Annotated in this window: 20 protein-coding genes and 1 pseudogene; 12 read left to right on the top strand and 9 right to left on the bottom strand. The window is 68.0% G+C overall.

Translation table 11 applies throughout. The features are described 5' to 3' along the window. Window positions 1-157: 157 nt before the first annotated feature. Window positions 158-418, top strand: a complete 261-nt coding sequence (locus tag SY91_RS26000; protein ID WP_185921225.1) for a hypothetical protein — start codon at window positions 158-160, stop codon at window positions 416-418. A 156-nt stretch (window positions 419-574) separates the two neighbouring features. On the opposite strand, the gene hpnH is transcribed toward SY91_RS26000, so the two are convergent. Together hpnH and ispH are read right to left on the bottom strand one after the other, a co-directional pair. Then, window positions 575-1735, bottom strand: a complete 1161-nt coding sequence (gene hpnH, locus SY91_RS25995; RefSeq protein ID WP_006480287.1) for an adenosyl-hopene transferase HpnH — start codon at window positions 1733-1735, stop codon at window positions 575-577. 12 nt (window positions 1736-1747) lie between these two features. After that, window positions 1748-2688: pseudogene (gene ispH, locus SY91_RS25990) on the bottom strand (4-hydroxy-3-methylbut-2-enyl diphosphate reductase). Window positions 2689-3090: 402 nt separating this feature from the next. On the opposite strand from ispH, the gene SY91_RS25985 reads away from it, so the two are divergent. Further along, entirely contained in the window at window positions 3091-4278 is a 1188-nt protein-coding gene (locus SY91_RS25985; RefSeq protein WP_185921224.1) for a glycosyltransferase, read from the top strand. Window positions 4279-4394: 116 nt separating this feature from the next. Here SY91_RS25985 and SY91_RS25980 read toward each other — a convergent pair whose 3' ends face one another. Together SY91_RS25980 and hpnA are read right to left on the bottom strand one after the other, a co-directional pair. Further along, window positions 4395-5798 carry a phage tail protein gene (locus SY91_RS25980; RefSeq protein ID WP_185921223.1) on the bottom strand — a complete coding sequence of 468 codons (1404 nt, stop codon included), beginning with the start codon at window positions 5796-5798 and terminating at the stop codon, window positions 4395-4397. A 108-nt stretch (window positions 5799-5906) separates the two neighbouring features. Continuing rightward, on the bottom strand, window positions 5907-6914 hold the full coding sequence (gene hpnA, locus SY91_RS25975) for a hopanoid-associated sugar epimerase (protein ID WP_023477287.1): 1008 nt from the start codon (window positions 6912-6914) through the stop codon (window positions 5907-5909). A 152-nt stretch (window positions 6915-7066) separates the two neighbouring features. Between hpnA and SY91_RS25970 the strand changes: the two genes are divergently transcribed. From SY91_RS25970 to SY91_RS25960, 3 genes are all read left to right on the top strand, one after another. Beyond that, on the top strand, window positions 7067-7363 hold the full coding sequence (locus SY91_RS25970; RefSeq protein WP_006480292.1) for an acylphosphatase: 297 nt from the start codon (window positions 7067-7069) through the stop codon (window positions 7361-7363). A gap of 16 nt (window positions 7364-7379) precedes the next feature. Next, the gene (rarD, locus tag SY91_RS25965; protein WP_023477286.1) at window positions 7380-8279 is read left to right on the top strand and encodes an EamA family transporter RarD; all 900 of its coding nucleotides are present in this window, start codon (window positions 7380-7382) and stop codon (window positions 8277-8279) included. Window positions 8280-8707: 428 nt separating this feature from the next. Continuing rightward, window positions 8708-9832, top strand: a complete 1125-nt coding sequence (locus SY91_RS25960; RefSeq protein ID WP_043888267.1) for an OpgC domain-containing protein — start codon at window positions 8708-8710, stop codon at window positions 9830-9832. Window positions 9833-9874: 42 nt separating this feature from the next. On the opposite strand, the gene SY91_RS25955 is transcribed toward SY91_RS25960, so the two are convergent. Both SY91_RS25955 and SY91_RS25950 read right to left on the bottom strand, forming a co-directional pair. Next, window positions 9875-10081, bottom strand: a complete 207-nt coding sequence (locus SY91_RS25955; protein WP_011694889.1) for a hypothetical protein — start codon at window positions 10079-10081, stop codon at window positions 9875-9877. 120 nt (window positions 10082-10201) lie between these two features. Then, complete coding sequence (locus SY91_RS25950) at window positions 10202-11722, bottom strand: peptide MFS transporter (protein WP_023477284.1); 1521 nt, start codon at window positions 11720-11722, stop codon at window positions 10202-10204. A 553-nt stretch (window positions 11723-12275) separates the two neighbouring features. Between SY91_RS25950 and SY91_RS25945 the strand changes: the two genes are divergently transcribed. The 7 genes from SY91_RS25945 to SY91_RS25915 all read left to right on the top strand — a co-directional run bounded on the left by SY91_RS25945 (window position 12276) and on the right by SY91_RS25915 (window position 20104). Then, window positions 12276-12797: a cupin domain-containing protein gene (locus tag SY91_RS25945; protein WP_185921412.1), complete on the top strand. Its 522-nt coding sequence runs from the start codon at window positions 12276-12278 to the stop codon at window positions 12795-12797. Between the two features lie 179 nt (window positions 12798-12976). Beyond that, complete coding sequence (locus SY91_RS25940) at window positions 12977-14590, top strand: peptide ABC transporter substrate-binding protein (RefSeq protein WP_043888265.1); 1614 nt, start codon at window positions 12977-12979, stop codon at window positions 14588-14590. Window positions 14591-14601: 11 nt separating this feature from the next. Further along, window positions 14602-15540, top strand: coding sequence for an ABC transporter permease subunit (locus tag SY91_RS25935; RefSeq protein WP_006480299.1), 939 nt, complete (start codon window positions 14602-14604; stop codon window positions 15538-15540). Window positions 15541-15553: 13 nt separating this feature from the next. After that, entirely contained in the window at window positions 15554-16456 is a 903-nt protein-coding gene (locus SY91_RS25930; RefSeq protein ID WP_006480300.1) for an ABC transporter permease, read from the top strand. Between the two features lies 1 nt (window position 16457). Then, window positions 16458-17450 carry an ABC transporter ATP-binding protein gene (locus tag SY91_RS25925; protein WP_023477282.1) on the top strand — a complete coding sequence of 331 codons (993 nt, stop codon included), beginning with the start codon at window positions 16458-16460 and terminating at the stop codon, window positions 17448-17450. Then, window positions 17447-18466, top strand: coding sequence for an ABC transporter ATP-binding protein (locus SY91_RS25920; RefSeq protein WP_011548891.1), 1020 nt, complete (start codon window positions 17447-17449; stop codon window positions 18464-18466). Before SY91_RS25925 ends, SY91_RS25920 begins: the two co-directional genes overlap by 4 nt. A gap of 165 nt (window positions 18467-18631) precedes the next feature. Next, the gene (locus SY91_RS25915) at window positions 18632-20104 is read left to right on the top strand and encodes an OprD family porin (protein WP_043888272.1); all 1473 of its coding nucleotides are present in this window, start codon (window positions 18632-18634) and stop codon (window positions 20102-20104) included. A 53-nt stretch (window positions 20105-20157) separates the two neighbouring features. Here the strand turns inward: SY91_RS25915 and SY91_RS25910 are convergent, their stop codons facing one another. The 3 genes from SY91_RS25910 to SY91_RS25900 all read right to left on the bottom strand — a co-directional run bounded on the left by SY91_RS25910 (window position 20158) and on the right by SY91_RS25900 (window position 24201). Continuing rightward, window positions 20158-21150, bottom strand: coding sequence for a DedA family protein/thiosulfate sulfurtransferase GlpE (locus SY91_RS25910; RefSeq protein WP_006480303.1), 993 nt, complete (start codon window positions 21148-21150; stop codon window positions 20158-20160). A gap of 153 nt (window positions 21151-21303) precedes the next feature. Next, entirely contained in the window at window positions 21304-21573 is a 270-nt protein-coding gene (locus tag SY91_RS25905) for a hypothetical protein (RefSeq protein WP_006480304.1), read from the bottom strand. A 276-nt stretch (window positions 21574-21849) separates the two neighbouring features. Continuing rightward, window positions 21850-24201: a phosphocholine-specific phospholipase C gene (locus tag SY91_RS25900; protein WP_023477279.1), complete on the bottom strand. Its 2352-nt coding sequence runs from the start codon at window positions 24199-24201 to the stop codon at window positions 21850-21852. Between the last annotated feature and the right edge of the window lie 278 nt (window positions 24202-24479).

Here is a 24479-nt window from a genome sequence, read left to right as displayed (position 1 = left end):
GGGCCGTGTTTCATACGCGTCCCATTCCATCTCCCGGCCGCGCGCCGTCTAATGACTTGACTGGAACCCGGCGTGGCCGGGCGACGAGGATCCATCCTCGCGTTTGCGGCGATCATGCGTGTCGACGCGAACGCATTCGATTCGGTCAGGAGGAGCGATGGCGCTATACAGGAGCGGCGGCTACTTCACGTGCGGAAGTGGCCGCGCATTCAGCGAGAATCTGCCGCCGGGCAGCAAGGTGACGGTGGCGGGCATCTATCGATGCACCGTATGCGGCGACGAAATCGGCATTGCGAAATCACAGACGTTGCCGTCAGAGGAAGCGCATCCGCACGATCTCGATCCGCCGTCCGACCCGCTGCTCGATCCGGGACCGACCGCCTGGCAACTGATCGCCGCGGCGGAGTCGCGAAGCTAGGCAACCGGCGTGCGCCTTCGCACGCAGGGCGCAAGCGCTGCGCGTCACACGGCGTCCGTCAAAACGAAAAGCGCCACGGAGCGAATGAGCTCCGTGGCGCTTTTTCGATTCCAGCCGCGACGAAGGCGCGAACCTTCCCGCGGCGCGACGCGCGGCTTAAGCGGCCGTTGCCGACTTCGCCGGCTTCTGCAGCTTGCCCTTGCCGGCGCGCTGGATTTCCTCGAGCTTGATCTCGACGTGGCGCGAGAACACGTACTCGGCCGGACGCTGCTTCGCGATCGAGATGTCCGGTGCGAACGGGCCGTCGGTCTTGATGCCCTTGCGGCTCACGCGCAGCGCCTTCAGCGGGTTCGAGATCGTGTCCATCACGGCCGTCGCCTCGAAGCCGCAGTGGACCATGCAGTCCGCGCACTTCTCGTAGTTGCCGACGCCGTAGTTGTCCCACTCGGTCGTTTCCATCAGTTCCTTGAAGGTCTTCACGTAACCTTCGCCGACCAGGTAGCACGGCTTCTGCCAGCCGAACACCGTACGCGCCGGGTTGCCCCACGGCGTGCACTTGTACGTCTGGTTGCCGGCCAGGAAGTCGAGGAACAGCGACGACTGGCTGAACGACCAGCGCTTGCCGCCTTCGCCGCGCTTCAGGATTTCGCGGAACAGGTTCTTCGTCTTGTCGCGGTTCAGGAAGTGCTGCTGATCCGGCGCGCGCTCGTACGCGTAGCCCGGCGACACGGTGATGCCGTCGACGCCGATCGGGCCCAGCGTGTCGAAGAACTTCGCGACGCGCTCGGGGATCGCATCGTTGAACAGCGTGCAGTTGATGTTCACGCGGAAGCCGCGGCGCTTCGCTTCCTTGATCGCCGCGACCGCCTTGTCGTACACGCCTTCCTGCGACACGGAATGGTCGTGCATGTCCTTGTCGCCGTCGAGGTGGACCGACCAGACGAAATACGGGCTCGGCTGGTAGTCGTCCATCTTCTTTTCCATCAGCAGCGCGTTCGTGCACAGGTACACGAACTTCTTGCGCTTCATGATGCCCTTGACGATTTCCGGCATCTCCTTGTGGAGCAGCGGCTCCCCGCCGGCGATCGACACGACGGGCGCGCCGCACTCGTCGACGGCCTGCAGGCATTCCTCGACGGACAGGCGCTGGTTCAGGATCGGATCCGGATAATCGATCTTGCCGCAGCCGTTGCACGCGAGGTTGCAGCGGAACAGCGGCTCGAGCATCAGCGCGAGCGGATAGCGTTTGTTGCCGGACAGGTGCTGGCGCACGATGTAGGCGCCGACACGGACTTGCTGGAGCAGCGGAATAGACAAGGGATGTCCTCCTTAAACTTCGCGGGCGACAGCTTGCGTGAGCTTCGCCGGCAACTTGAATTCGACTTTTTCTTCACGGCCCGCCATCGTCGCGACATCGACGGGCCCCAGCGCGCGCAGCGCGCCGATTACATCCTCGACCATTTCTTCGGGCGCCGACGCGCCGGCGGTCAGGCCGACCGTCTGCACGCCCGCGAACCATTCGGCCTTCACTTCCGAGCCGTCGGCGACGAGATAGCTCGGCACACCGCTTTCGGTGCCGATCTCGCGCAGGCGGTTCGAGTTCGAACTGTTCGTCGCACCGACGACGAGCAGCACGTCAACCTGTTCGCTCAGCTCGCGCACGGCGGCCTGGCGATTCTGCGTGGCATAGCAGATGTCGCGCGTATCCGGGCCGACGATGTCGGTGAACCGGCGCTGCAGCGCTTCGATGATGCCGCGCGTGTCGTCGACCGACAGCGTGGTCTGCGTGATGTACGCGACCGGCGTATCGACGGGCAACGTCAGCGTATCGACTTCTGCTTCGCTCTGCACGAGGATCACCTCGGCCGGAATCTGGCCGATCGTGCCCTCGACTTCCGGGTGGCCCGCGTGGCCGATCAGGATCAGCCGGCGGCCCGCCGCGACGTACTGGCGCCCCTGCACGTGCACTTTCGTGACGAGCGGGCAGGTCGCGTCGAGCACGTCGAGCCCGCGCGTCTGCGCGTCGCGCTCGACCGTCTGGGCGACACCGTGCGCGCTGAAGATCGCGACAGCGCCGTGCGGCACCTCGTCGAGCTCCTCAACGAATCGTGCCCCTTTATTACGCAGATTTTCGACGACATGCCGGTTATGCACGATCTCGTGACGCACATAGACCGGCGCACCGTGCTGTTGCAGCGCGCGATCGACGATCTCGATCGCACGGACAACCCCGCACAGAAGCCGCGGGGCTGGGCAAGGATGACTCGCATAGGTGAGCGAACTCCGACGACAGACGCCGGGGTTCGAGGCGCTGACACGCGCTTGCTCGCCCCGGCTTGATGTTATGAAGGCAGGAACGAACCGGCCGGCCAGGCCCCGGAACCCCGAATTAATCGCGCATTTTAACCCTATCGGGCCGTCCGTGCTTTGGTGCTGTGCCGGCACCGTTGCAATTGTGGGAGAGCCGCGTCGGCGCTGGCGCGCGCGGAACCCGGTAAACTGCGCGGTTTCGCCGGCGGCCGCTCCGGCTGCCCGCCATCGCGCTCATTTCAAGGCCATTCGATGACCGTCGATTCTTACGCGTATTGCCCTTCCGCTCGCGGGGTTTCGGGTGTTTTGTTCCCGACCCCTATTTATGCCGAACCCGCCGGCGCCCGGCAGGAGGCAGGCCGATGATGCTGGCGATCGCTTTCCTCGTGTCCGGCCTGTCGCTGGTGATCTGGATCGTGCTGCTCGTCGCGCGCGGCGGCTTCTGGCGCGCGCAGCCCGCGCGGCCGCTGCCGCCGGAAGCCCGCGGCGCGGCGGCCGACGCCGGCTGGCCGGCCGTCGTGGCGGTCGTGCCGGCGCGCAACGAAGCCGACGTGATCGCCCGCGCGGCGACGTCGCTGCTCGAGCAGGACTATCCGGGCGACTTCCATCTGATCATCGTCGACGACCACAGCGACGACGGTACCGCCGACGCGGCCCGCGCGGCCGCGCTCGCGATCAACCGTGCCGACCGGCTGACGGTGCTGAGCGCGAAGCCGTTGCCGGCCGGCTGGTCCGGCAAGGTGTGGGCGCAGTCGCAGGGGATCGCGGCGGTGCGGACGCTCGGCCTGCCGGCCGATTACCTGTTGCTGACGGATGCCGACATCGGCCATCCGCCCGACGCCGTCGCGCAGCTCGTCACGCGCGCACAGGCCGAGCAGCGCGATCTCGTGTCGCTGATGGTGCGGCTGCGCTGCGACTCGTTCTGGGAAAAGGCGCTGATTCCGGCGTTCGTGTTCTTCTTCGCGAAGCTGTATCCGTTCTCGTGGATCAACAACGCGCGCAACCGGACGGCCGGCGCCGCCGGCGGCTGCATGCTCGTGAAGCGCACGGCGCTCGAGGAAGCGGGCGGCATCGAATCGATTCGCGGCGCGCTGATCGACGACTGCAGCCTCGCCGCGCAGATCAAGCATCGCGGCAGCGGCCGCCATCCGATCCGGCTCGATCTCGCCGATCGCAGCGTGTCGCTGCGCCCGTACGACAGCTGGCGCGACATCTGGAACATGATCGCGCGCACCGCGTTCACGCAACTGCACTATTCGCCGCTGCTGCTGGCCGGCACGCTGCTCGGGATGACGATCATCTATCTGGTGCCGCCCGTCGTCGCGCTCGCCTACGGCGCGCGTGCATGGCCGGCCTGGCTCGCGTGGGCGTCGATGTGCGCCGCGTATGCGCCGATGCTGCGCTACTACCGGCGCTCGCCGCTGTGGGCGCCCGCGCTGCCGCTCGTCGCGCTGTTCTACGTCGGCGCGACGTTCGCGTCCGCGTGGCGTTACTGGCGCGGCAAGGGCGGGCAATGGAAGGCGCGCGTGCAGGCGCCGGTGGATCGCTGACGCCGAGTGTGCCCCGGGAGGCATGCCTCCCGGCGGCCGGAAAGCAAACAGCCCGATCGGTGCGAACCGGTCGGGCTGTTTCGTTTTCGGCGGTGTCGTGTGCCGATGCCGAGCGCTTACCGCTGAGTCAGCATCATGTACATCTGGACCACGACGTCCGGCGAGAACGTAAACGGCACCCAGCCGTAGCCCGTGTGACGGGCGACCAGCAGGCGGTCGCCGTTCGACTGCTTCTGCACGGCCATCATCGGGTTCTTCGTCGTCACGAAACGCCAGCCGGCCGGGATGCCGGGCGGCGGCTCCGGCTGCATCGACGCACGCGCGTGCGCGAGTTCCTCGATCAGTTGGCCCAGTTGTTCCGGATGCAGCGTGATCGACTGGCCGTTGATGGTCAGCGTGAGTTCGTTCTGGGACGGGCGCGCGACGTGCAGCGTCGCCTTGTCGGCCGGTGCGGCAGCGGTGTCGGGTGCAGCCGCGGAGTCGGCTTGCGCCGCCGGGACGATCGCGGTTTCGGCGTCGACGGCCGCAGTCGACACCGCGGCAGCGTCGGCCTCGACCGGTGCGGTTGCGTGTACGGCCGGCTCCGCTGCCGGCGTGTCCGCCGGTGCCGGCTCGACGGCTTCGACCGCCACCGCCGTGGCTGCGACCGCACTCGTCGCGGCTTCCTTGACGACGGCCTCGACCAGCGCTTCGGCGTCGGCGATGGCCTTCGCGTGGTGCTGCGCGGCCGCTTCGGCCTGGGCGATCGCTTCGGTATGGCGCTGCGTGATGGCTTCGGCTTCGGCGGTCGCTTCGGCGTGGCGTTGCGCGGCGGCTTCGGCCTGGGCAATCGCTTCGGCGTGACGCTGCGTGATGGCTTCGGCCTCCGCGGTGGCTTCGGCGTGACGCCGGGCGGCGGCCTGCGTGTCGGCGAGTGCCTGCGTGTGACGCTGGGCGAGCGCCTCGGCCTCGGCGATCGCGGCCATGTGGCGCTGCGCGGCGGCCTCGGCTTCGGCGGTCGCTTCCGCATGGCGCTTCGCGGCGGCTTCGGCTTCGGCGGTCGCCGCGGCATGACGTTGCGCGGCCGCTTCGGCTTCGGTCGCGGCCGCATGATGACGCTGCGCGGCGGCCTCGGCTTCGGCGATCGCCGCCGCGTGGCGCTGCGATGCGGCTTCGGCATCCGCGTGACGTTGCGCGAGCGCTTCGGTCAGCGCGGTGGCTTCCGCATGGCGTTGCGACGCGGCTTCGGCTTGCGTGGCGGCATCCGTATGACGTTGGGCGGCCGCTTCGGCGGCGGCGGTGGCGTCGGCATGGCGCCGCTGCGCGGCTTCGGCATCGGCGGCAGCGGCCGTGTGGCGCTGCGCGGCGGCCTGCGCTTCGGCCTCCGCCGCCGCGTGACGCTCGGCCGCGGCCCGGGCTTCCGCTGCCGCGGCGCGCGCGAACGCTTCCGCGCTGCGTGCCGCCTGCTGCGCGGCGTGGTGATCGTGGAGGAGCTGATCGACGCCCGTGGCGAGCGAAGCGATCTGATCGTTCAGGTTCATGCGTGTCTTCTCTGCGTAAGACCCGCGATTTTAACCGCTGCGCCGATGCCGGTCCGCGCGCGACGTGTAACAAAGTGCGCAAAGCGGCGCGACGTGCGCCGCTTTGTGTTACTTGAGGTAGCCCGCCGAGCCGAACCAGTCCAGCGCATCGCGCAGCCCTTCGCGATACGGGCGCGCACGGTAGCCGAGTTCGCGCTCGGCCTTCGCGGACGTGAAATACATCTTGTTCTTCGACATCCGCAGCCCGTCGACGGTGACGAACGGCTCCTTCTTCGTGAACTTCGCGACCGCTTCGGCGCCGACCGCGAGCGGGTACAGCGGCCAGCGCGGCAGCGCGATCGTCGGCGCCTTGCGGCCGGTCATCTGCGCGATGTCCGCGAGCATCTGCTGCAGCGGCAGGTTCTCGCCGCCGAGGATGTAGCGCTCGCCGATCCGGCCGCGCTCGAGCGCGAGGAAGTGGCCGTGCGCGACGTCGTCGACGTGCACGAGGTTCAGCCCCGTATCGACGAACGCGGGAATCTTGCCGAGCGCGGCCTCGACGATGATGCGGCCGGTCGGCGTCGGCTTCACGTCGCGCGGGCCGATCGGCGTCGACGGATTGACGATCACGGCGGGCAGCCCTTCGTCGGTGATCATCCGTTCGACCGCGCGCTCCGCGAGCACCTTGCTGCGCTTGTAGACGCCGATCGCCTGCTCGGCCGTGAGCGGCCGGTTCTCGTCGGACGGGTCGCCCGCGCTCGTCACCTTCAGCGTCGCGACGCTGCTCGTGTAGACGATCCGCTCGACGCCTTCCGCGCGGGCCGCGCGCATCGTCGCGACCGCGCCTTCGAGGTTCGCGCGCTCGATCTCGTCGGGATCGGGCGCCCACAGCCGGTAGTCGGCCGCGACGTGCAGCAGGTAGCGCACGCCGCGCAGCGCGGCGCGCATCGACGCCTCGTCGCGCATGTCGCCGGTGACGATCTCGGCATCGAGATCCGCGACGTTCGTGCGCGGGCTGGTGGGGCGCACGAGCACGCGCACCGCATAGCCTTTCTGCTGCGCGATGCGCGCGACGGCCGAGCCGACGAAACCGGACGCGCCGGTGACGAGAACGAGATCGCGGGAGGTATCAGTCATGCGTTTCCTTCAGGGCCGCGCGGGCGGCGCGGCGGTTGGGCATCGGCGAGATTGTACGTGGTCGGCGTGCGCGGCGACGCCCGGCCGGCGCGTGTGCGAAGCGGCCGACGCGACTACAATGCCGGGCTTGAATGCAACGGGAGGGCGACGCGATGAGCCGCAATGAACTGGACGAACGGATCGAGACCTACTACGTGCGGGTGCGCGGCGTCGTGCAGGGCGTCGGCTTTCGTCATGCGACGGTGCGCGAGGCGCATGCGCTGAAGCTGCGCGGCTGGGTCGCGAATCTGGAGGACGGCACCGTCGAGGCGATGATCCAGGGCCCCGGCGCGCAAATCGACCGGATGCTCGCGTGGCTGCGTCACGGGCCGCCCGCCGCGCGCGTGACCGAGGTGACGTTCGAGGAACGCCGGACCGAGAAGCGCTTCGAACGCTTCCAGCAGCAGTAAAAGACACAAAACGATCATGACGGGGTATCCGGAAGCCGGGCGCGGTCTCACGCTGTCGGTGATGGCGTCGACGCTGTTCGCGCTGATGTCGGCTTACGCGAAACTGCTCGCGCCGCTCACCGGGCTCGACATTTTCGCGTGGCGCATCGTGTGGACCGCCCCGGGCGCGCTCGCGCTGATCGCGCTGCGCGGCCGCTGGCCGGCGCTCGTCGAGCTGGCGCGGCGCAGTGCGCGCGACTGGCGCCTGCTGATCGCGCTGCCGGCGAGCGCGGCGCTGCTCGGCGTGCAGCTGTGGCTGTTCCTGTGGGCGCCGCTGCACGGCCGCATGCTCGAAGTGTCGCTCGGCTATTTCCTGCTGCCGCTGACGATGGTGCTCGTCGGCCGCTTCTACTATCACGAACGGCTCGACCCGCTGCAATGGGCGGCGGTCGCGTGCGCGGCGCTCGGCGTCGCGCACGAGGTGTGGGCGACGCGCGCGTTCGCGTGGCCGACGCTGGTCGTCGCGCTCGGCTATCCGCCGTATTTCGTGCTGCGCCGGCGGATCAACGCCGATTCATTGGCCGCCTTCGCGGTCGAGATCGTGCTGCTGTGGCCGATCGCGTTCGCGATGGTCGCGACGAGCGCGACGCAGGTCGCCGGCCAGCCGCTGCTGTGGGCCGCGCTGCTGCCGGGGCTCGGCATCCTCAGCACGCTCGCGCTCGCGAGCTACCTGAAGGCGAGCCGGATGCTGCCGATGGCGCTGTTCGGGATTCTCGGCTACGTCGAGCCCGTGCTGCTCGTCGTGGTGTCGCTGCTGCTGCTCGGCGAGACGCTGAGCGTCGCGCAGCTCGCGACGTACGGGCCGATCTGGGTCGCCGTCGCGCTGACCGCCTGGCACAGCGCGATGCTGATGCGGCGCTTGCCCGCGCGCGGATAACCGCCTCGTCGCGATGCGCCGGCCGTGCGGAACGTGCCGCGCATCGCGCTTCATCCGAGCGTCGAACACCGCGCGTCGCGCTGCCGACTTCCGCTCACTCCCGCCGAATCCCTCGATCCTGACCGCCAACTGGCGACGCGCTGACGCGAATCTGGCGGCGCTGTCTGCTTCGCCGCGCAACGCTCGCGCTTGTAATCGAACAGAAGATTCGGTTGCACTTTGTTACTTAGGGTCTCCCCTGATCGGCTACTAGACTGGCCTGACCGACTTCCCTTCGTATGCAGCTTTGCCATGAACGGTCATCTCCGCGCCTGGCCAGCCGGATTGGCGCGATGCGGGCATACGCGCATCGCCGCTGATCGCGCTCGCCGTCTCTCTCCCGATCCTTTCCCCGGTGCGTGCCGCACCGCCGTCGTGCAGGTGCGCTCATGTCGTTGAGCCCGCCGCGTTCCGCCATGGTGCAGCCGTCGCGCAGCGGCCGTTTGATCGAAGTCGACTTCTTTCGCGGGCTCGTGCTGTTGATGATCGTCGTCGATCACATTGGCGCGAGCGTGTTGTCGCGCGTGACGCTGCACGCATTCGCGCTGTGCGATGCGGCCGAGGTGTTCGTGTTCCTCGGCGGCTTCGCGACCGCGAGCGCATATGGCGCGATCGCCGAGCGACACGGCGCGCGCGCCGCGCAGCAGCGGTTCGTGCGGCGCGCGATGCAGATCTACCGCGCGTTTCTCGCGACGTCGACGCTGATGCTCGTCGTGTCGGCCGTTCTCGATCACTTCGGCATCGACGCGCCGAACCTCGCGCTCGACGACGTCAGCGTGATGCTCGCGTCGCCGCTCACGGGTCTCGCCGAACTGTTGACGTTCCAGCGCCAGCCGTATCTCGCGTCGGTGCTGCCGATGTACGTGCTGTTCGCGCTCGCGTCGCCGGTGCTGGTGCCGTTCGCGCGGCGCCATCCGTGGCTGCTCGTCGCGATCAGCGCCGCGTCGTGGCTCGCCGCGGGCTGGCTCGGCCCGGAACTGCTGGACACCGACGGCTTCCGCTGGAGCTTCAACCCGTTCGCGTGGCAACTGATGTTCGTCGCCGGCGTGCTCGCGCGCTGCCAGCCGTTCTACCGGCGCGTCGCACTCGGTCGCTGGGGCGCCGCGGCGACCGGGCTCGCGTGCGCGATCGTGCTCGGCTGCGCGAGCTACAAGCTGTTCTCGGGGCTGCCGGTGCCCGAAGGCGTGCTCAAGCGCGATCTCGCGCTGCCGCGCGTCGTGAGCTTCGCGGCCGTCGCATGGCTGATGGCCGATTGCGTGCGCTTCGGCTGGATCGCGCGGATCGCGCAGGGCGTACGGCCCGTCGTGGCGGTCGGCCAGCGCGGGCTGATCTGCTTCGTCGCGGGCGCGGCGATCTCGCTCGTGATCGATTCGCTGCTGCACCCGGTCGTGCGCGACGCCGATCTGCGGCACGTCGGCGTGGGCCTCGTCGCCGACGCGTGCGCGGTCGGGCTGATGATGGCGGTGGCGGGTTCGGGGACGTGGATCGCGCGATGGCGCGGCGCGGCGGCGTAGGCGCGCGCAAGAAGGGTGCGGCGCGGCAGGCGCCGCGCGGCGTCAGTGAGGTGAGCCGATACGGGAGCGGGGCGTGGCGGTGGCGTCGTCGGATTCGGCGTCGTCGCGTTCGTCCTGCGCCGGCTCGTCGCGCTCCGCGAGCACTGCGTCGGCTTCGGCCGCGGCCCGGGCGGCGCGCATCGCGGTGCAGCGCTGCGCGTGCCGGATGTCCGACAGGATTCTCAACAGCCGCGTTGTCTTGCTTTTCATCGTGTTCTCCCGCCAGTGCGCATCTCGCGACGCGGATGCGTTGTCTGCAACCAGTGTAGGACGCGTTCGCGTTTCTGGCGGGAGAATGTGGCGTGCACGCCGCACGCCGAGGGATAGTACTTACTGCGCGGCGGCCGCTGCTTGCGCCTGCAACGCTTCTTCGCGGCGTTCTTCCGTGCAGCGCTGATGCTGGCGCGACAGGCGGTTCATCAGCGGCAGCAGCAGCAGCGCGAGCAGCATGCCGATCGCCGCGAGCCAGCCGAGCTTCTCGAACAGCGACAGGTAGAGCGGCAGCGACTCGGTGGCCGGCAGTTCGTGCGACGGCATCTGCGCGAAGTTCGCGACGACGCTGCCCAGATACTGCGACACGCCCGTCGCGACGAAATACGCGCCCATCATGAAGCCGCTCATGCGCGCCGGCACGTAGCGGGCGATCATCGCGAGGCCGAGGCCGCTCACCAGCAGTTCGCCGAGCGAGTACAGGCCGTAACCCCACACCATGAACCATGACGACACGCGACCGTCGACCGCGTAGCGGCCGCTGATCGTGAACACCAGGTAGCCGGCGGCGACCGCGCCGAAACCGAGCGCGTACTTCGCGGCGACCGGCAGGTCGCGCCCGCCCTTCGCGACGGCGTTGTAGACCCACACGAGCGCCGGGCTCAGCAGCATGATCCAGATCGGGTTCAGCGCCTGGAACTGCGCGGCGCTCCACGTGAACAGCGTCGTGCCGAACAGCATGAAGCGCGGGTCGACGTTGCGCAGCGCGAACAGCGTCAGCGACGTCGACATCTGCACGTAGAAGATGAAGAACAGGATCACCTGGCCGATCAGCACGAGCGCCGCGATCAGGCCCGCGCGCTCCGAGCGCTCCGACTTCGCGATCATGTACGCGAAGATCGCGAGGATCGCGAATGCGGCCGTCCACACGCTGGCGACCGCGAGCTGCTTGTGCTGCAGCACGTACAGCGTGATCAGCGCGAGCGCGACGCCGCCGGCCGCGACCGCGCCGAGGCGCTTCCAGCGGATCGGCTCGTCGTCCGGCTGCGAGCCGACGTGCGCGAGCGTGCGGTGCATCAGCATGAAGTTGAGGATCGCGAGCAGCATGCCGCCGCAGCAGACCGCGAACGCGGTGTGCCAGCCCCAGTGATCCTTGATCCACGGCGTCGCGAGCATCGACACCGTCGAGCCGATGTTGACCGCCATGTAGTAGATCGTGAACGCGCTGTCGATGCGCGCGTCGTCGCCTTCGTAGATGCGGCGCACGAGGTTCGCCGCGTTGGCCTTGAACAGGCCGTTGCCGACGACGATCACGCCGAGCGACGCGTACATGTACGCGAGGTGATCGTTCGGCACCGCGAGCATCAGGTAGCCGGCGCACAGCACGGACGCGCCGATGATCATCGTGCGGCGGGCGCCGAGCACCTTGTCGCCGATCCAGCCGCCGATCGACGGCGCGGCGTAGACGAGTGCGGTGAACGCACCCCAGGTCAGGTTCGCGTGGCTGTCGGTGAAGCCGAGCCGGTCGACCATGAAGAGGACCAGGAGCGCGGCCATGCCGTAGTAGCCGAAGCGCTCCCACATTTCGATGAGGAAGACCGTCGTAAACGATCGGGTCTGTGAAACAGGTGCGTGCATCATCAATCTCGTTTGAAACGGACGGCGCGGATCGCGCGTCGCCTTGGGGGTCGAACTGGCGCCGGAGCACTGAGGCCGGGTAGGCTTGCGTCGGCGATGGAGCAGTCGGGCGGTTAGCCCGGGCCGGGGTCGGACTCCGCGCCGAAAGGCGGAGCGCGGCCCCGACCGGCGCGCGAATGGTAACGTTTGCCGGTCCGGTGCGTCGGGTCCGCGCCACTTAGGGAAACTCCCGATATGGCAGCAGCTTTCAGGAACATTTGTCTCATCATCTACTTGTAAGCTTGACGCCGGTTCTCCGCAAATTCCCGGAGAGCCGCTTGCAGCTTGCCTGTGAAGCCTGCGAGTCTGGCAAGATAGCGCGTCGTTTCGTGCGCTTCGGGCCCTGTTTAGTGCACCGGGCTCAACGCCGAAGGCGTGTACGAACCCGAAGATTAAGCTATCTCCAATTAACTTAGTTACTTTCCATCAAACATTTTTTGACGACCACTTTTCGGCCTGCTATGGTTCCCCCACTGAAAACTCGCGATCGGCAGACGCTGTCGCACTCGGCAGCAAGATTCGCGCGTTGCGCCAACGTCTGAAGCGCACGCTCGACGACACCGCTACCGCCGCGGGGATTTCGAAGCCGTTTCTGTCTCAAGTCGAGCGCGGGCTCGCGTCGCCGTCACTGACGTCGCTGGCCGGTATTGCCCACGCACTCGGCGTGACGGTGCAGTACTTCGTGGATACGCCGAGCGAGGAACGCTCGGTGTGCCGAGGCGATCAGTTGCGCTTCTTCGGGTTTGCCGATTCGGCGAACCTGTTCGCGAGACTGACGAACGTGTCCGAAGGGCGCCAGCTTGAGGCGATCCTCGTGAGGATGCCGCCGGGGCAGAAACGGTCCGAGGTGACGACACATGCAGGAGAGGAGTTCCTGTACGTGATTGAAGGGGAAGTGTCGCTGACGCTGGAAGGCAAGACGTTCGTCCTGCAGGCCGGCGACAGTTCGCACTATCAGTCGACGGTGCCGCACAGCTGGGTCAACACCGCGAAGATCGAGTCGGTGGTGGTCTGGGTCGGTACGCCGCGACTGTTCTAACGCACGGGTATTCCTTCGTTTCATTCGACGGAATGCCTGTCGAAAGAAATGTAAGGAATACTAACATGCAATACGAGAATCACGGGCCTCCTCAATCGCTGCGCCCGTCAGCGTCTCACGCGTAATCCGCGGCATCCGCCGCGCGACGCTCACCGAACAACCTTCTCAAGACTGCCACGATGAAATCCTTGCATGCCATGTCGGCCGTGCTGGCCGCGCTCGCCCTGACGACGCCGGTCGCCCACGCCGTGACCGTTCCGTCGAACGTCGCACTCGCTCCCCAACAGGACCTGACGCGACAGGTGCCGGCCGAAGTCGAGTCGCTCGACCCGGCGCACATCGAATCGTGGACCGGCAACACGATCGGCCTCGACCTGTTCGAAGGGCTCGCGCGCATCGACGCGGCTGGCCAGGTCGTGCCGGGCGTCGCGCTGTCGTGGGAGCGCAAGACGCCGCAGACGTGGATCTTCAAGCTTCGCCACGACGCGAAGTGGAGCAACGGCCAGCCGGTGACGGCCGCCGATTTCGTCTATTCGTGGCAGCGCCTCGTCGATCCGAAGACGGGCTCGAAATACACGATCCTCGTCGAGTTCATCAAGAACTCGAAGGACATCATCGCCGGCAAGGCCGCGCCGACGACGCTCGGCGTGCGCGCGGTCGACCCGTACACGCTGGAAGTGACGACCGACGTGCCCGTCGCGTTCTTCCCCGAACTGACCGCGATGGCGCCGCTCGCGCCGGTGAACAAGGACGTGGTGACGAAGTTCGGCGACGCATGGACGCGCCCGGGCAACCTCGTCAGCAACGGCGCGTACCAGCTCGTCGACTGGCAGCCGAACAACCGCATCGTGGCGACCAAGGACGCGAAGTACTGGAACGCATCGAAGGTGGTGATCAACAAGGTCACGTACCTGCCGATCGAAAGCGACGAAACCGCGATGCGCATGTACCAGGCCGGCCAGATCGACTACAGCTACTCGATTCCGTCGGGCATCTTCCAGCAGGTCAGCAAGCAGTTCGGCGCCGAACTGCGCCCGGGCCTGCAGCTCGCGACCTACTACTACTACCTGAACAACAGCGACGCGGCGCTGAAGGACAAGCGCGTGCGCCAGGCGCTGTCGATGGTGATCGATCGCGACGTGCTGACGTCGAAGCTCACGCAGGCCGGCGAGAAGCCGATGTACGGGCTGATGCCGAACGGCACGAAGGGCGTGCAGCCGTTCACGCCGGAATGGGCGTCGTGGCCGATGGCCAAGCGCATCGCGACCGCGAAGGACCTGCTGAAGCAGGCCGGCTATTCGGACGCGAAGCCGCTGTCGTTCACGCTCACGTACAACACCAACGACCTGCACAAGAAGGTCGCGCTGTTCACCGCATCGGAATGGCGTACGAAGCTCGGCGTCACCACGAAGCTCGAGAACGTCGAGTTCAAGGTGCTGATGAAGCAGCGGCATGACGGCAAGGTGCAGATCGCGCGCGACGGCTGGTTCGCCGACTACAACGACGCGATGACGTTCTTCGACCTGATCCGCTGCGGCAGCTCGCAGAACACCGTCGGCTACTGCAACAAGCAGGTCGACGCGCTCGTCGAGGAAGGCAACCAGAAGCTCGACGACACCGCGCGCACCGCGCTGCTCACGCAGGCGCACGACATGGCGATGAAGGACACGCCGATGGTGCCGCTGTTCCAGTACTCGGCCGACCGTCTCGTGAAGTCCTACGTCGGTGGCTACTCGCTGAAGAACGTGATCGACATGCGTGCTTCGCAGGACATGTACCTGATCAAGCACTGAGCGGAGCGATCATGCTGGCCTACGCATTGAGGCGCACGTTGTGGGCGGTGCCGACGATCCTCGCGGTCATCACCGTCTGCTACCTGCTGCTGCATTTCACGCCCGGCGGCCCGTTCGATACGGAGAAGCAGTTGTCCGCCGCGACGCTCGCGAACCTGAACGCGAAGTACCACCTCGACGAGCCGCTGTGGAAGCAGTACCTGCTGTATCTCGGCTCGCTGCTGCACGGCGATCTCGGTCCGTCGTTCCGTTACGTCGACTGGTCGGTGAACGATCTCGTGAAGAAGGCGCTGCCCGTGAGCCTCGGCGTGGGCGGCGTGTCGATCCCGATCTCGATCGTGCTCGGCGTGCTGCTCGGCACCGTCGCGGCCGTGCGCCGCGACAGCGTGATCGACCGTTTCGTGATGCTGATCGGCAACTTCGGCAACGTCGTGCCGCCGTTCGTGCTCGGCCCCGTCCTCGTGTGGATCTTCGCGATCCTGCTGAAGACGTCGGAAGGCAACGGCTGGCTGCCGGCCGGCGGCTGGGGCGATGGCGGCTGGCGGTACCGGTTGCTGCCGATCGCGCTGCTGACCCTCATCAACGTGTCGCTGCTCGCACGCGTGATGCGCGGCTCGATGATCGAGACGCTGTCGAGCAACTACATCCGCACCGCGCGCGCCAAGGGCCTGCCCGGCTCGACGATCGTGCTGCGCCATGCGCTCAAGCCCGCGCTGATGCCGGTCGTGTCGCTGTTCGGCACGGTCTGCATCACGTCGATCACGGCGGCCGTCGTCACCGAGTCGGTGTTCGCGCTGCCGGGCCTCGGGCAACTCGTCGTGAACGGCGCCATCAACCGCGACTACACGCTGGTGCTCGGCCTCGTCGTGCTGACGACCGTCTGCGCGGTGCTGTTCAACCTGCTGGTCGACCTCGCGTACGCGTGGCTCGATCCGCGCATCCGTTATTGAGCGAGGCACAGCGATGACTCCGACCACTCCCGTCGTCGGCCTGCCCGTGCAGACCGATTCGCCGCCGCGTTCGCGCTCGCCGCTCGAGCTGGCGTTCGCGCGCTTCCTTCACAACCGCGCGGCGCTGTTCAGCCTCGTGCTGCTCGCGCTGATCACGCTCGCCTGCTTCGTCGGTCCGTGGCTGCTCGCGGCCGATCCCGCGGCGAGCGACTGGGCCTCGATCAGCCTGCCGCCGACCTGGGCGAACCAGCACTGGTTCGGCACCGACGAGCTCGGCCGCGACCTGCTCGTGCGTACGCTGATCGGCGGCCGCGTATCGATCGAGGTCGGCCTGCTCGGCACGCTCGTGTCGGGCCTGTTCGGCGTCGCGTGGGGCGCGACCGCGGGCTTCGCGGGCGGCCGCGTCGACTCCGTGATGATGCGCGTCGTCGACATGATGTACGCGATCCCGTACCTGCTGATCGCGATCCTCATGATGACCCTGTTCGGCCGCTCGTTCATGCTGGTCGTGCTGACCATCAGCGCGTTCTCGTGGATCGACATGGCGCGCGTCGTGCGCGGCCAGACGCTGTCGCTGCGCAATCGCGAGTTCGTCGATGCGGCGCGCGCGATCGGCGTGTCGCCGGCGTCGATCGTGCTGCGTCACGTCGTGCCGAACCTGCTCGGCGTGGTCGTCGTGTACGCGACGGTCTCGGTGCCGAACATCGTGCTGACCGAATCGGTGCTGTCGTTCCTCGGCCTCGGCGTGCAGGAACCGATGACGAGCTGGGGCGTGCTGATCCAGGACGGCGCGCAGAAACTGGAATCGATGCCGTGGTTGCTGCTGGCCCCGGCCGTCATGCTGTGCGTGACGCTCTATTGCGTGAACTTCGTCGGCGACGGCCTGCGTGACGCGCTCGACCCGAAGGATCGCTGAAATGGCTGCTTTGCTGGAAGTAGAAAACCTCGGCGTGCGCTTCACGCGCAAGGATGCGCCGCCGATCGACGCCGTCAACGGCGTGTCGTTCTCGCTCGAAGCCGGCAAGACGCTCGGCATCGTCGGCGAATCGGGCTCGGGCAAGAGCCAGACCGTGATGGCGCTGCTCGGCCTGCTGGCCGGCAACGGCACGACGACCGGCGCCGCGCGCTACCGCGGCGACAACCTGCTCGAGATGGATACGCGCGCGCTTAACGCGGTGCGCGGCGACCGGATCGCGATGATCTTCCAGGACCCGATGACGTCGCTCAATCCGTTCCTGACGATCGAGCGGCAGATGACCGAGACGCTGCAGCTGCATCGCAAGCTGTCGCGCAAGGAAGCGATCAAGCGCGCGATCGAGGCGCTCGAATCGGTACGCATTCCCGACGCGGCGCGCCGCATCCGCATGTATCCGCACGAATTCTCGGGCGGCATGCGGCAGCGCGTGATGATCGCGATGGCGCTGCTCTCCGAGCCGGAAATCCTGATCGCCGACGAGCCGACCACCGCGCTCGACGTGACCGTGCAGGCACAGATCATCGACCTGCTGCGTGAGCTGAACCGCGAGCGCGGCACCGCGATCGTGCTGATCACGCACGACATGGGCGTGGTCGCCGGCCTCGCCGACGACGTGATGGTCATGTACGCAGGCCGCACCGTCGAATACGCGCCGGCCGACTCGATCTTCGCGGCGCCGTCGCATCCGTACACGATCGGCCTGCTCAATGCGTTGCCGCGCCTGACCGACGCGGACGATGCGCCGCTCGTCGCGATTCCTGGCAACCCGCCGATGCCCGGCACCGCGCCGGCCGGCTGCGCGTTCGCGAAGCGCTGCACGTATGCGGAAGAACGCTGCGGCGCGGCGCGCCCCGCGCTCGAAACCTATGGCGCCGTGGGCGCGGTGCGCGCGTGCCACCGGCCCGTGGCCGATCTGACGGGAGGTCTGCGATGAGCGTCGATGAACGCCGCCAAGCCGGCGCGACGGACGACACGCTGCTGTCCGTCGAGAATCTGAAGGTGCATTTCCGCGTGCCGCTGGGCGGCTATCCGTGGTCGCCGAAAGGCACGTTGCGCGCGGTCGACGGCGTGTCGTTCGACGTGAAGCGCGGCGAGACGGTCGGACTCGTCGGCGAATCGGGCTGCGGGAAGTCGACGCTGGCGCGCGCATTGATCGGCCTCGTGCCGATGACGGCCGGCACCGTGAAATGGCGCGGCCAGGCCGTGGCGCCCGATCACCTGCGCGGCACCGCGATGCGGCGCGAAGTGCAGATGATTTTCCAGGACCCGCTCGCGTCGCTCGATCCGCGCATGACGATCGAGCAGGTCGTCGCGGAGCCGCTCGTCACGCACCACGCCGGCCTCGGCCGTGCCGAAGTGCGCCGCCGCGTGGTCACGATGCTCGAGCGCGTCGGCCTGAACGCGCATCACCTGCTGCGGTATCCGCATGAATTTTCCGGCGGGCAGTGCCAGCGCGTCGGTATCGCGCGTGCGCTGATCAGCGAGCCGAAGCTCGTGATCTGCGACGAACCCGTATCGGCGCTCGACGTGTCGATCCAGGCGCAGATCGTGAACCTGCTGCGCGATCTGCAACGCGAACTGTCGTTGTCCTATCTGTTCGTCGCACACGATCTGGCGGTGGTGAAGGCCATCAGCCAGCGCGTGCTCGTGATGTATCTCGGCCGCGTGATGGAGTTCGGCACGCGGCATGACGTGTACGGCGTGCCGCAACACCCGTACACGAAGGCGCTGCTCGATGCCGCGCCGACGCCGGAGCCGGCGCGCGAGCGTGCTCGCCGTCCGATGCTGCTGGCGGGCGAGATGCCCTCGCCGCTCAACCCGCCGTCCGGCTGCGCGTTCCGCACGCGCTGCCCGGTCGCGATCGACGCGTGCGCGCAGGACGTGCCGCTGCCGGAAGTGCGGCAGGGGTCGGCGGCGCGCGTCGCGTGCATCCGCGCGGGCGCGGCGTGATGTGAAGTGACGCAGCAAACATAACCAAGGCAGGTCAACAGGGGTAGGTGCGGCGCGAACGATCTTCGCGCCGCGGGTACAGGCGCGTCCTTAGCCGGGCTCGCCGGGGGGCTGGGAGCGGATCGCGACCGGCGTGGACGATATCAACACAAGACGAGAATGATGATGAAAAAGCAGAAAAAGATCGGGACGGCATCGAAGATGCTGCTTGCCTGGGGATTGCCGGCGCTCGCCGGCGTCTCGCTGACGGGCGTCGCGCACGCCGACGACGCGGCCTCCGCGCCGCTGACGGTTGCGCAGGCCGCGCCGGCCGCCGGATCGGGCGCATCCGTTGCGCAGGCAACGACCCCGAACGCCATTGTCAACGCCGAGGCGACCCAGGCCGTCACGCCGCCCGACGAGCCGTCGGCGCAGTCGAAGTCGAACGGCTTCATCGCCGACAGCCATCTCGACTTCCTGTTCCGCAACTATTCGGACATCCTCGACAACAAGGGCGGGCCGCACCGCCATGCGTGGGTCCAGGGCGTGATGGCGAACTTCGAGTCCGGCTATACGGCGGGCCTGATCGGCTTCGGCGTGGACGCGTCGCTGTACGCGGGCCTGAAACTCGACGGCGGCGCCGGCGCGGGCAACATGGTGCACGTGGCGAAGGGCGGCGGCGGGTCGAACCAGCTTGCATGGGCGTACCCGGGTATCTATGACGTGAAGGCGCGCATCTCGAACACGGTGGTCAAGTACGGTCTGCAGGCCGTCGACAACCCGTTCATGGAGCAGCACGACAACCGTGCGCTGCCGCCGACGTTCCTCGGCGCGACGCTCGTCAGCAATGAATTCAAGAACGTGATGCTCGAGGCCGGCAGCTTCACGAAGACCGACGCGCGCGGCCATACGACGCTCACCAACCTGACGACGCAATACGGCGGCACGCGCATCAATCGCCTGACCTACGTCGGCGGCACGTGGGACTACTCGCCGAACGGCGAAGTCGCGCTGTACGCGAACCAGGCCGACGACGTGTGGCACCAGTACTATGCGTCGGTGAAGCACAGCATCGGCAGCCCGCAGACGATCAAGTGGACCGGCTTCGGCAACGTCTACTCGACGCACGACACGGGCGATGCGCTGCAAGGCAAGATCAACAACAACGCGTACAGCCTGTCGCTGGCCGCACAGCATGGCCCGCATGAACTGCTGCTCGGCTTCCAGCAAGTGCTCGGCGACCAGTTCTTCGATTACCTGAACGAAACGAACGGCATCTTCCTGGCCAACTCGATGGACGTCGACTACAACGCACCGCACGAAAAATCGCTGCAGCTGCGTTACACGTTCTACGGCAAGGACGCCGGCCTGCCGGGCTTCAAGGCGATGGTGTGGGGCGTGACGGGCTGGGGCGCGGACGGCAGCGCGGGCGCGGCGAACGATCCGAGCAAGTCGAGCATCTACTGGAGCAACGGCGCGCCGGTGCAGGGCCGTCACCACGAGTTCGGCTTCATCCCGTCGTACACGTTCCAGAGCGGCAAGCTGAAGAACACGAAGGTCACGTTCATCGCGATGTGGCACGCCGGTTCGGCCCACTACTCGGACGCGACCAACACCGAGTACCGTCTGGTCGTGAACCTGCCGCTGCACGCGTTCTGATGGAAGGGGGCGCAAGGCCCCTGTCTCGCACGGCCGGCCTGCGATCGGTGCGATCAGGCCGGCTTGTGCCAGCCCGCCACGGGATCGTTCGCGGCGGGAATCTCTTCCACGAGCGACGTGAGCTGGCGGCCGGTATCGCGCCATGCGTCGAGCCCGCCGCGCAGCGCGAGCGCATCGGTGAAGCCTGCATCGAGCAGGCGCTTCGCCATCAGCGCGGCCGTCACTTCGTTCGGGCACGAGCAATACACGACGAACTTCTGCGTGAGCGGATAGCGTGCGACGATGTCGCCGATCTGGCGCTCGTCGGCGAACTGCGCACCGGGAATCGTGAACGGGTCGAGCTTGCGGTGCTCGGGCGAGCGGACGTCGAGCACCACCGGGGCGGCGGCGTCGCGCAGCAGCACGTCGAGTTCGTCGACGCCGATCCGCGCGTTCGCGAGCTGGCGGATCAGCGCGCGGCGGCGCATCCAGCGCACGGCCGCATAGACGGCGAGCAGCGCGACGATGACCAGCAGCACCGCGCGGCCGAGGCGGCTCGCGCCGGCGAACAGCCAGTCGATCTGCCGGTAGAACACGAGGCCGGCTCCCAGCCCGACGATCGTCCACAGCGCGGCGCCGAGCGCGTCGTAGCCGGCGAACGTGCGATAGCGCGTGCCGAGTGCACCGGCCATCGGCACCGACACCAGCGACAACCCCGGGATGAAACGCGCGACCGCGAGCACGCGCACGCCATAGCGGCCGAAGAAGCGCTCGGTCTTTTTCACGCAGGTATCGCGCGACAGCGACAGCCGGCAGATCGTCTTCAGCGTCGTGCCGCCGTAACGCCGCCCGGCGACGTACCAGACCGTGTCGCCGATCAGCGCGCCGAGCACCGACAGCGCCACGACCGTCACGAGCTGCGAGCCGATCATCGCCGGGTGCATCGCGGACATCGCGCCGAACAGCACGAGCGTCGGCATCGCGGGCACCGGCAGGCCGACCGCCGCGGCGAGCACGTTGGCGAATACGAGAAGCGGCCCGTACTGGGCGACGAGGTCACGGAGCATGACGGCTGGCCGAAAAGGAAACGCGTGGGCGGGAAATGCAGATGCGCCGATTATCGGCCTTTTTCAAGGCAGCGGCGGGAATGACGCAAAGCGCCTGACGGCGGCAGGGGATGTGGGTGAGCCGGCGCGTTGCACGCGGCTCACCGTTCGGAATCAGGAGGGCGTACGGGCGAGCGATGCGGCGCCGTGGTTTTCGCCGGGCAGCTCGGCGCCGTGCGAGCGGATCGCCGCGATCAGTTCGGCCGGCGTGATCTCGTAGCGGACCTCGCGGTGGATGCCGGGCTTGCGTTCGTCGATCTCGATCAGCAGCACGCTCTTGCCGTCGCCCGTTGCCTCGAGCCGGAGCGAGCGCAGTTCGCGGCCGTCGGCCGCGTCGTGTTCGGTGAGCAGGGTCATTGCCCCGGATGAGCCGGTAGTGCGCATCGAACCTATCCTCGTGTCGTGTCGTGGATGCCGTGGCGGCAAAGATGTCTTTGTTGAATACAGCTTGACGCAGTTTAACGCGAACGGGCCGCGACACGGAGCATTTTCGTGGGGACGAAAAGAGGGCTATACCACCGATCCTTCTGATGTTTGAGCCGCGCCGGGCGGGCGTTTCCGCCGGTTCGGGCGCCGGCCGAAACCGGTACCCGAACGGCGTTCGCGGCCACGCCGGCGCGGGCGGCGACACGCGCTGCGCCGCGCGTCGCCGAGGCGGCGTCAGAAGCGGTCGGCGAGCCCCATCGCCGGGTCGCTGACCGAGTGGCGGCCGGTTTCCACGCGGCCGGCCACGCGGCGCGAGAAACTCGCGTCGCTGTCGGCCGTGACGATGAAGTCGTACCAATGGCCGGTCGAGTCGAGCTTCCAGTGCAGTTCGGACTGCTCGCCGGCGCGCACCGTGACGGTCCATGTGGTGCCGGTGCCGGTGCCGGTGCCGGTGCCATGGCCGTCGCCGCTTTCGTTGCCGTGGCCATGACCGTGGTCGTCGTTCCCGCCCCGCCCGGACAGCGGCCCGTAGACCTGGTTCGACTTCACCGTGAAGCGCACCGTGCCGGCGCCGTCGTTGCGCAGCCGCAGGTGGAGGTTGCCGCTCGCGCCCGCATAGCCGACGCGCACTTCCGGATGCGGCGCGCGTGCTCCGCCCACGCGGCTCAGGTCGCCGGTGAAGCGGCGGTGAAAGCCGTTCGGGCCGAGCACCCACAGGTCATATTTACCGCCATCGTCGGCACGCGCGGCCCAGTCGCCGTGCAGCCGCTTGCCGGGCTCGACGACGTAGCGCCGCGGCAGCCGGTCGAGGTGCAGCTTGTCGTAGACGTGAAACACGGCGGCGGCGCGGCCGGTGTTCGCGAACTTCAGCGTGACGGTGCCGGTGCCGGCATCGGTGCGCGCGCTCGCGTGCAGTTCGTACGGCAGCGCGCGCGACGGACGTACGCCGGTCGCCTGTGCGGGCGGCGCGGGCGTGACGGGCGGCACGATCTTCGGCGCGGTTTGCTGCGCGGCGCTCAGCGCGTCCACCTGGCTTTTCGTCGTGCGGCCCGCGAGCGTCGGCAGCGGCTCGTTGTTCGGCGTGCGGAAATTGAACGCGCTCGTCAGGTCGCCGCACACCGCGCGGCGGTACGCGCTGATCTGCGGCTCCGCGACGCCGAAGCGCTTCTCCAGGAAGCGCAGCGTCGACGTATGGTCGAACACCTGCGAGTTGACCCAGCCGCCGCGGCTCCACGGCGACACGATCCACATCGGCACGCGCGGGCCCGGGCCGTACGGACGGCCGTCGACGGCCGGCTGGCTCGACGTGGCCGGCGCGAAGTCGTGGTACTCGGCCGCGACGTCGGCGGCCGACAGCGTATGGCCGCCCGCGAGCGTGCCGTCGGCATTGCGCGACGGCACGGCCGGCGACGGCATGTGATCGAAGAAGCCGTCGTTCTCGTCGTAGTTCACCAGCAGCACGGTCTTGCTCCAGACCTCCGGGTTCGCCGTCAGCGCGTCGAGCACGGCCTGCACGTACCAGCCGCCCTGCGCGGGGCTCGACGGCCCCGGGTGTTCGCTGTACGCGGACGGCGGGATGATCCACGACACTTCCGGCAGCTTGCCGTTGCGGATGTCGTCGCGGAACGTTTCGAGAAAGCCGTACGGCATCGTGTTGCCGAAGCCCTTCGCGAGCGGGCTCAGCGGATCGTCGATCGCCGGATCGTAGAACGCGCCGGCCGCCGTCACCGGCTGGGTGATGTCGGTCGACGCGACGTACGCGGGCCGGCGCGCGGCCGGCATCTGCTCGATCGCCGCGCGCCAGTGGCGGAAGCTCATCATCTCGTTGCAGCCGAAGTTGTCGATCAGGCTCTGATAGACCTTCCAGTTCACGCCGGCCTGTTGCAGCCGGTCGGCATAGGTCGTCCAGGTCCAGCCCTGGCTCGACGGGCCGATGTCGTTGCCGCCGTTGAACTGGTTGTTCAGCGCGGCGATCTTCACGCGGCTGCCGTCGGCCGGGCTGATGCCGTTCGGGCCGTTGGTGCCGCTCCAGTAGAACAGGCGGTTCGCGATCGTGCCCGTGTGCATCCCGCAGTGGTAGTGGTCGCACAGCGTGAACGCATCGGCGAGCGCGCGCTGGAACGGCACTTCGGCCGCGTCGTAATAGCCCATCGACAGCGGCGTCTTCGCGTCGGGCCAGCGGTTCATCCGGCCGTGGTCCCACGCGGCCTGCGCGTCGGCCCACGTGTGCGGCGTGCCGCCCGCGCGCTGCGCGTTGCCCTGGCGCGCGTCGAGGTGATACGGCGTCACGGTCGCGGCGGGCGTCGCCTTCGTGTACGCCTGGTAGAACACGTCGCGGCCGTTCGGCGACGGCACCGCGAAGCGGTCGCCATAGCCGCGCACGCCCTTGAACGTGCCGAAGTAGCTGTCGAACGCGCGGTTCTCCATCATCAGCAGCACGACGTGCTTGACGTCCTGGATGGTCCCCGTTTCGTGGAAGGCGGGAATCGCGAGCGCGCGGCGAATGCTCGGCGGAAACGCGGAGAGCGCGGCGGCGGCGAGGCCGGAACCGGCGGTCTGCTGAAGGAATTTGCGGCGTGACGTCATGGCGTTCGTGTCCTGTGAGGGTGGGAGCGGTCGTGCGTTCGTCTGGTGGTGCCCGGGCGTCGTCCGGCCCCGGGGCGATCGCCGATGCGTGCGCGTTCGGGGCGTCGGCCGCGTGTCGCAGCGGGGCACGCATTGCGCCCGACACGCGACGCCCGACGTCGCGCGGATGTCGCGGCTTCGTCGTCGCGATCCTGCGCGCCGCGCGCTCGTGATGCGCGGCGGCAGGTGTCGGCACACATACCAACCCGGCGTATGCGGGACTGCGGCGGCGCCCAGTC

Origin of the sequence: Burkholderia cenocepacia (assembly GCF_014211915.1) — a bacterium.
Taxonomy (GTDB): domain Bacteria; phylum Pseudomonadota; class Gammaproteobacteria; order Burkholderiales; family Burkholderiaceae; genus Burkholderia; species Burkholderia orbicola.
The sequence above is the reverse complement of the archived record's forward strand: the minus strand, read 5'-3'. Positions and strand labels throughout refer to the sequence as shown.

Excerpts from the sequence above, each read along its gene's own strand:
- SY91_RS25900 (WP_023477279.1), bottom strand. The coding sequence starts at position 24,201 with ATGACGTCACGCCGCAAATTCCTTCAGCAGACCGCCGGTTCCGGCCTC.
- SY91_RS25925 (WP_023477282.1), top strand. The coding sequence starts at position 16,458 with ATGGCTGCTTTGCTGGAAGTAGAAAACCTCGGCGTGCGCTTCACGCGC.
- rarD (WP_023477286.1), top strand. The coding sequence starts at position 7,380 with ATGACGGGGTATCCGGAAGCCGGGCGCGGTCTCACGCTGTCGGTGATG.
- SY91_RS25905 (WP_006480304.1), bottom strand. The coding sequence starts at position 21,573 with ATGCGCACTACCGGCTCATCCGGGGCAATGACCCTGCTCACCGAACAC.
- SY91_RS25920 (WP_011548891.1), top strand. The coding sequence starts at position 17,447 with ATGAGCGTCGATGAACGCCGCCAAGCCGGCGCGACGGACGACACGCTG.
- SY91_RS25910 (WP_006480303.1), bottom strand. The coding sequence starts at position 21,150 with ATGCTCCGTGACCTCGTCGCCCAGTACGGGCCGCTTCTCGTATTCGCC.
- SY91_RS25950 (WP_023477284.1), bottom strand. The coding sequence starts at position 11,722 with ATGATGCACGCACCTGTTTCACAGACCCGATCGTTTACGACGGTCTTC.
- SY91_RS26000 (WP_185921225.1), top strand. The coding sequence starts at position 158 with ATGGCGCTATACAGGAGCGGCGGCTACTTCACGTGCGGAAGTGGCCGC.
- SY91_RS25970 (WP_006480292.1), top strand. The coding sequence starts at position 7,067 with ATGAGCCGCAATGAACTGGACGAACGGATCGAGACCTACTACGTGCGG.
- SY91_RS25985 (WP_185921224.1), top strand. The coding sequence starts at position 3,091 with ATGATGCTGGCGATCGCTTTCCTCGTGTCCGGCCTGTCGCTGGTGATC.
- SY91_RS25935 (WP_006480299.1), top strand. The coding sequence starts at position 14,602 with ATGCTGGCCTACGCATTGAGGCGCACGTTGTGGGCGGTGCCGACGATC.
- hpnA (WP_023477287.1), bottom strand. The coding sequence starts at position 6,914 with ATGACTGATACCTCCCGCGATCTCGTTCTCGTCACCGGCGCGTCCGGT.
- SY91_RS25930 (WP_006480300.1), top strand. The coding sequence starts at position 15,554 with ATGACTCCGACCACTCCCGTCGTCGGCCTGCCCGTGCAGACCGATTCG.
- SY91_RS25940 (WP_043888265.1), top strand. The coding sequence starts at position 12,977 with ATGAAATCCTTGCATGCCATGTCGGCCGTGCTGGCCGCGCTCGCCCTG.
- SY91_RS25960 (WP_043888267.1), top strand. The coding sequence starts at position 8,708 with ATGTCGTTGAGCCCGCCGCGTTCCGCCATGGTGCAGCCGTCGCGCAGC.
- SY91_RS25955 (WP_011694889.1), bottom strand. The coding sequence starts at position 10,081 with ATGAAAAGCAAGACAACGCGGCTGTTGAGAATCCTGTCGGACATCCGG.
- SY91_RS25915 (WP_043888272.1), top strand. The coding sequence starts at position 18,632 with ATGAAAAAGCAGAAAAAGATCGGGACGGCATCGAAGATGCTGCTTGCC.
- SY91_RS25980 (WP_185921223.1), bottom strand. The coding sequence starts at position 5,798 with ATGAACCTGAACGATCAGATCGCTTCGCTCGCCACGGGCGTCGATCAG.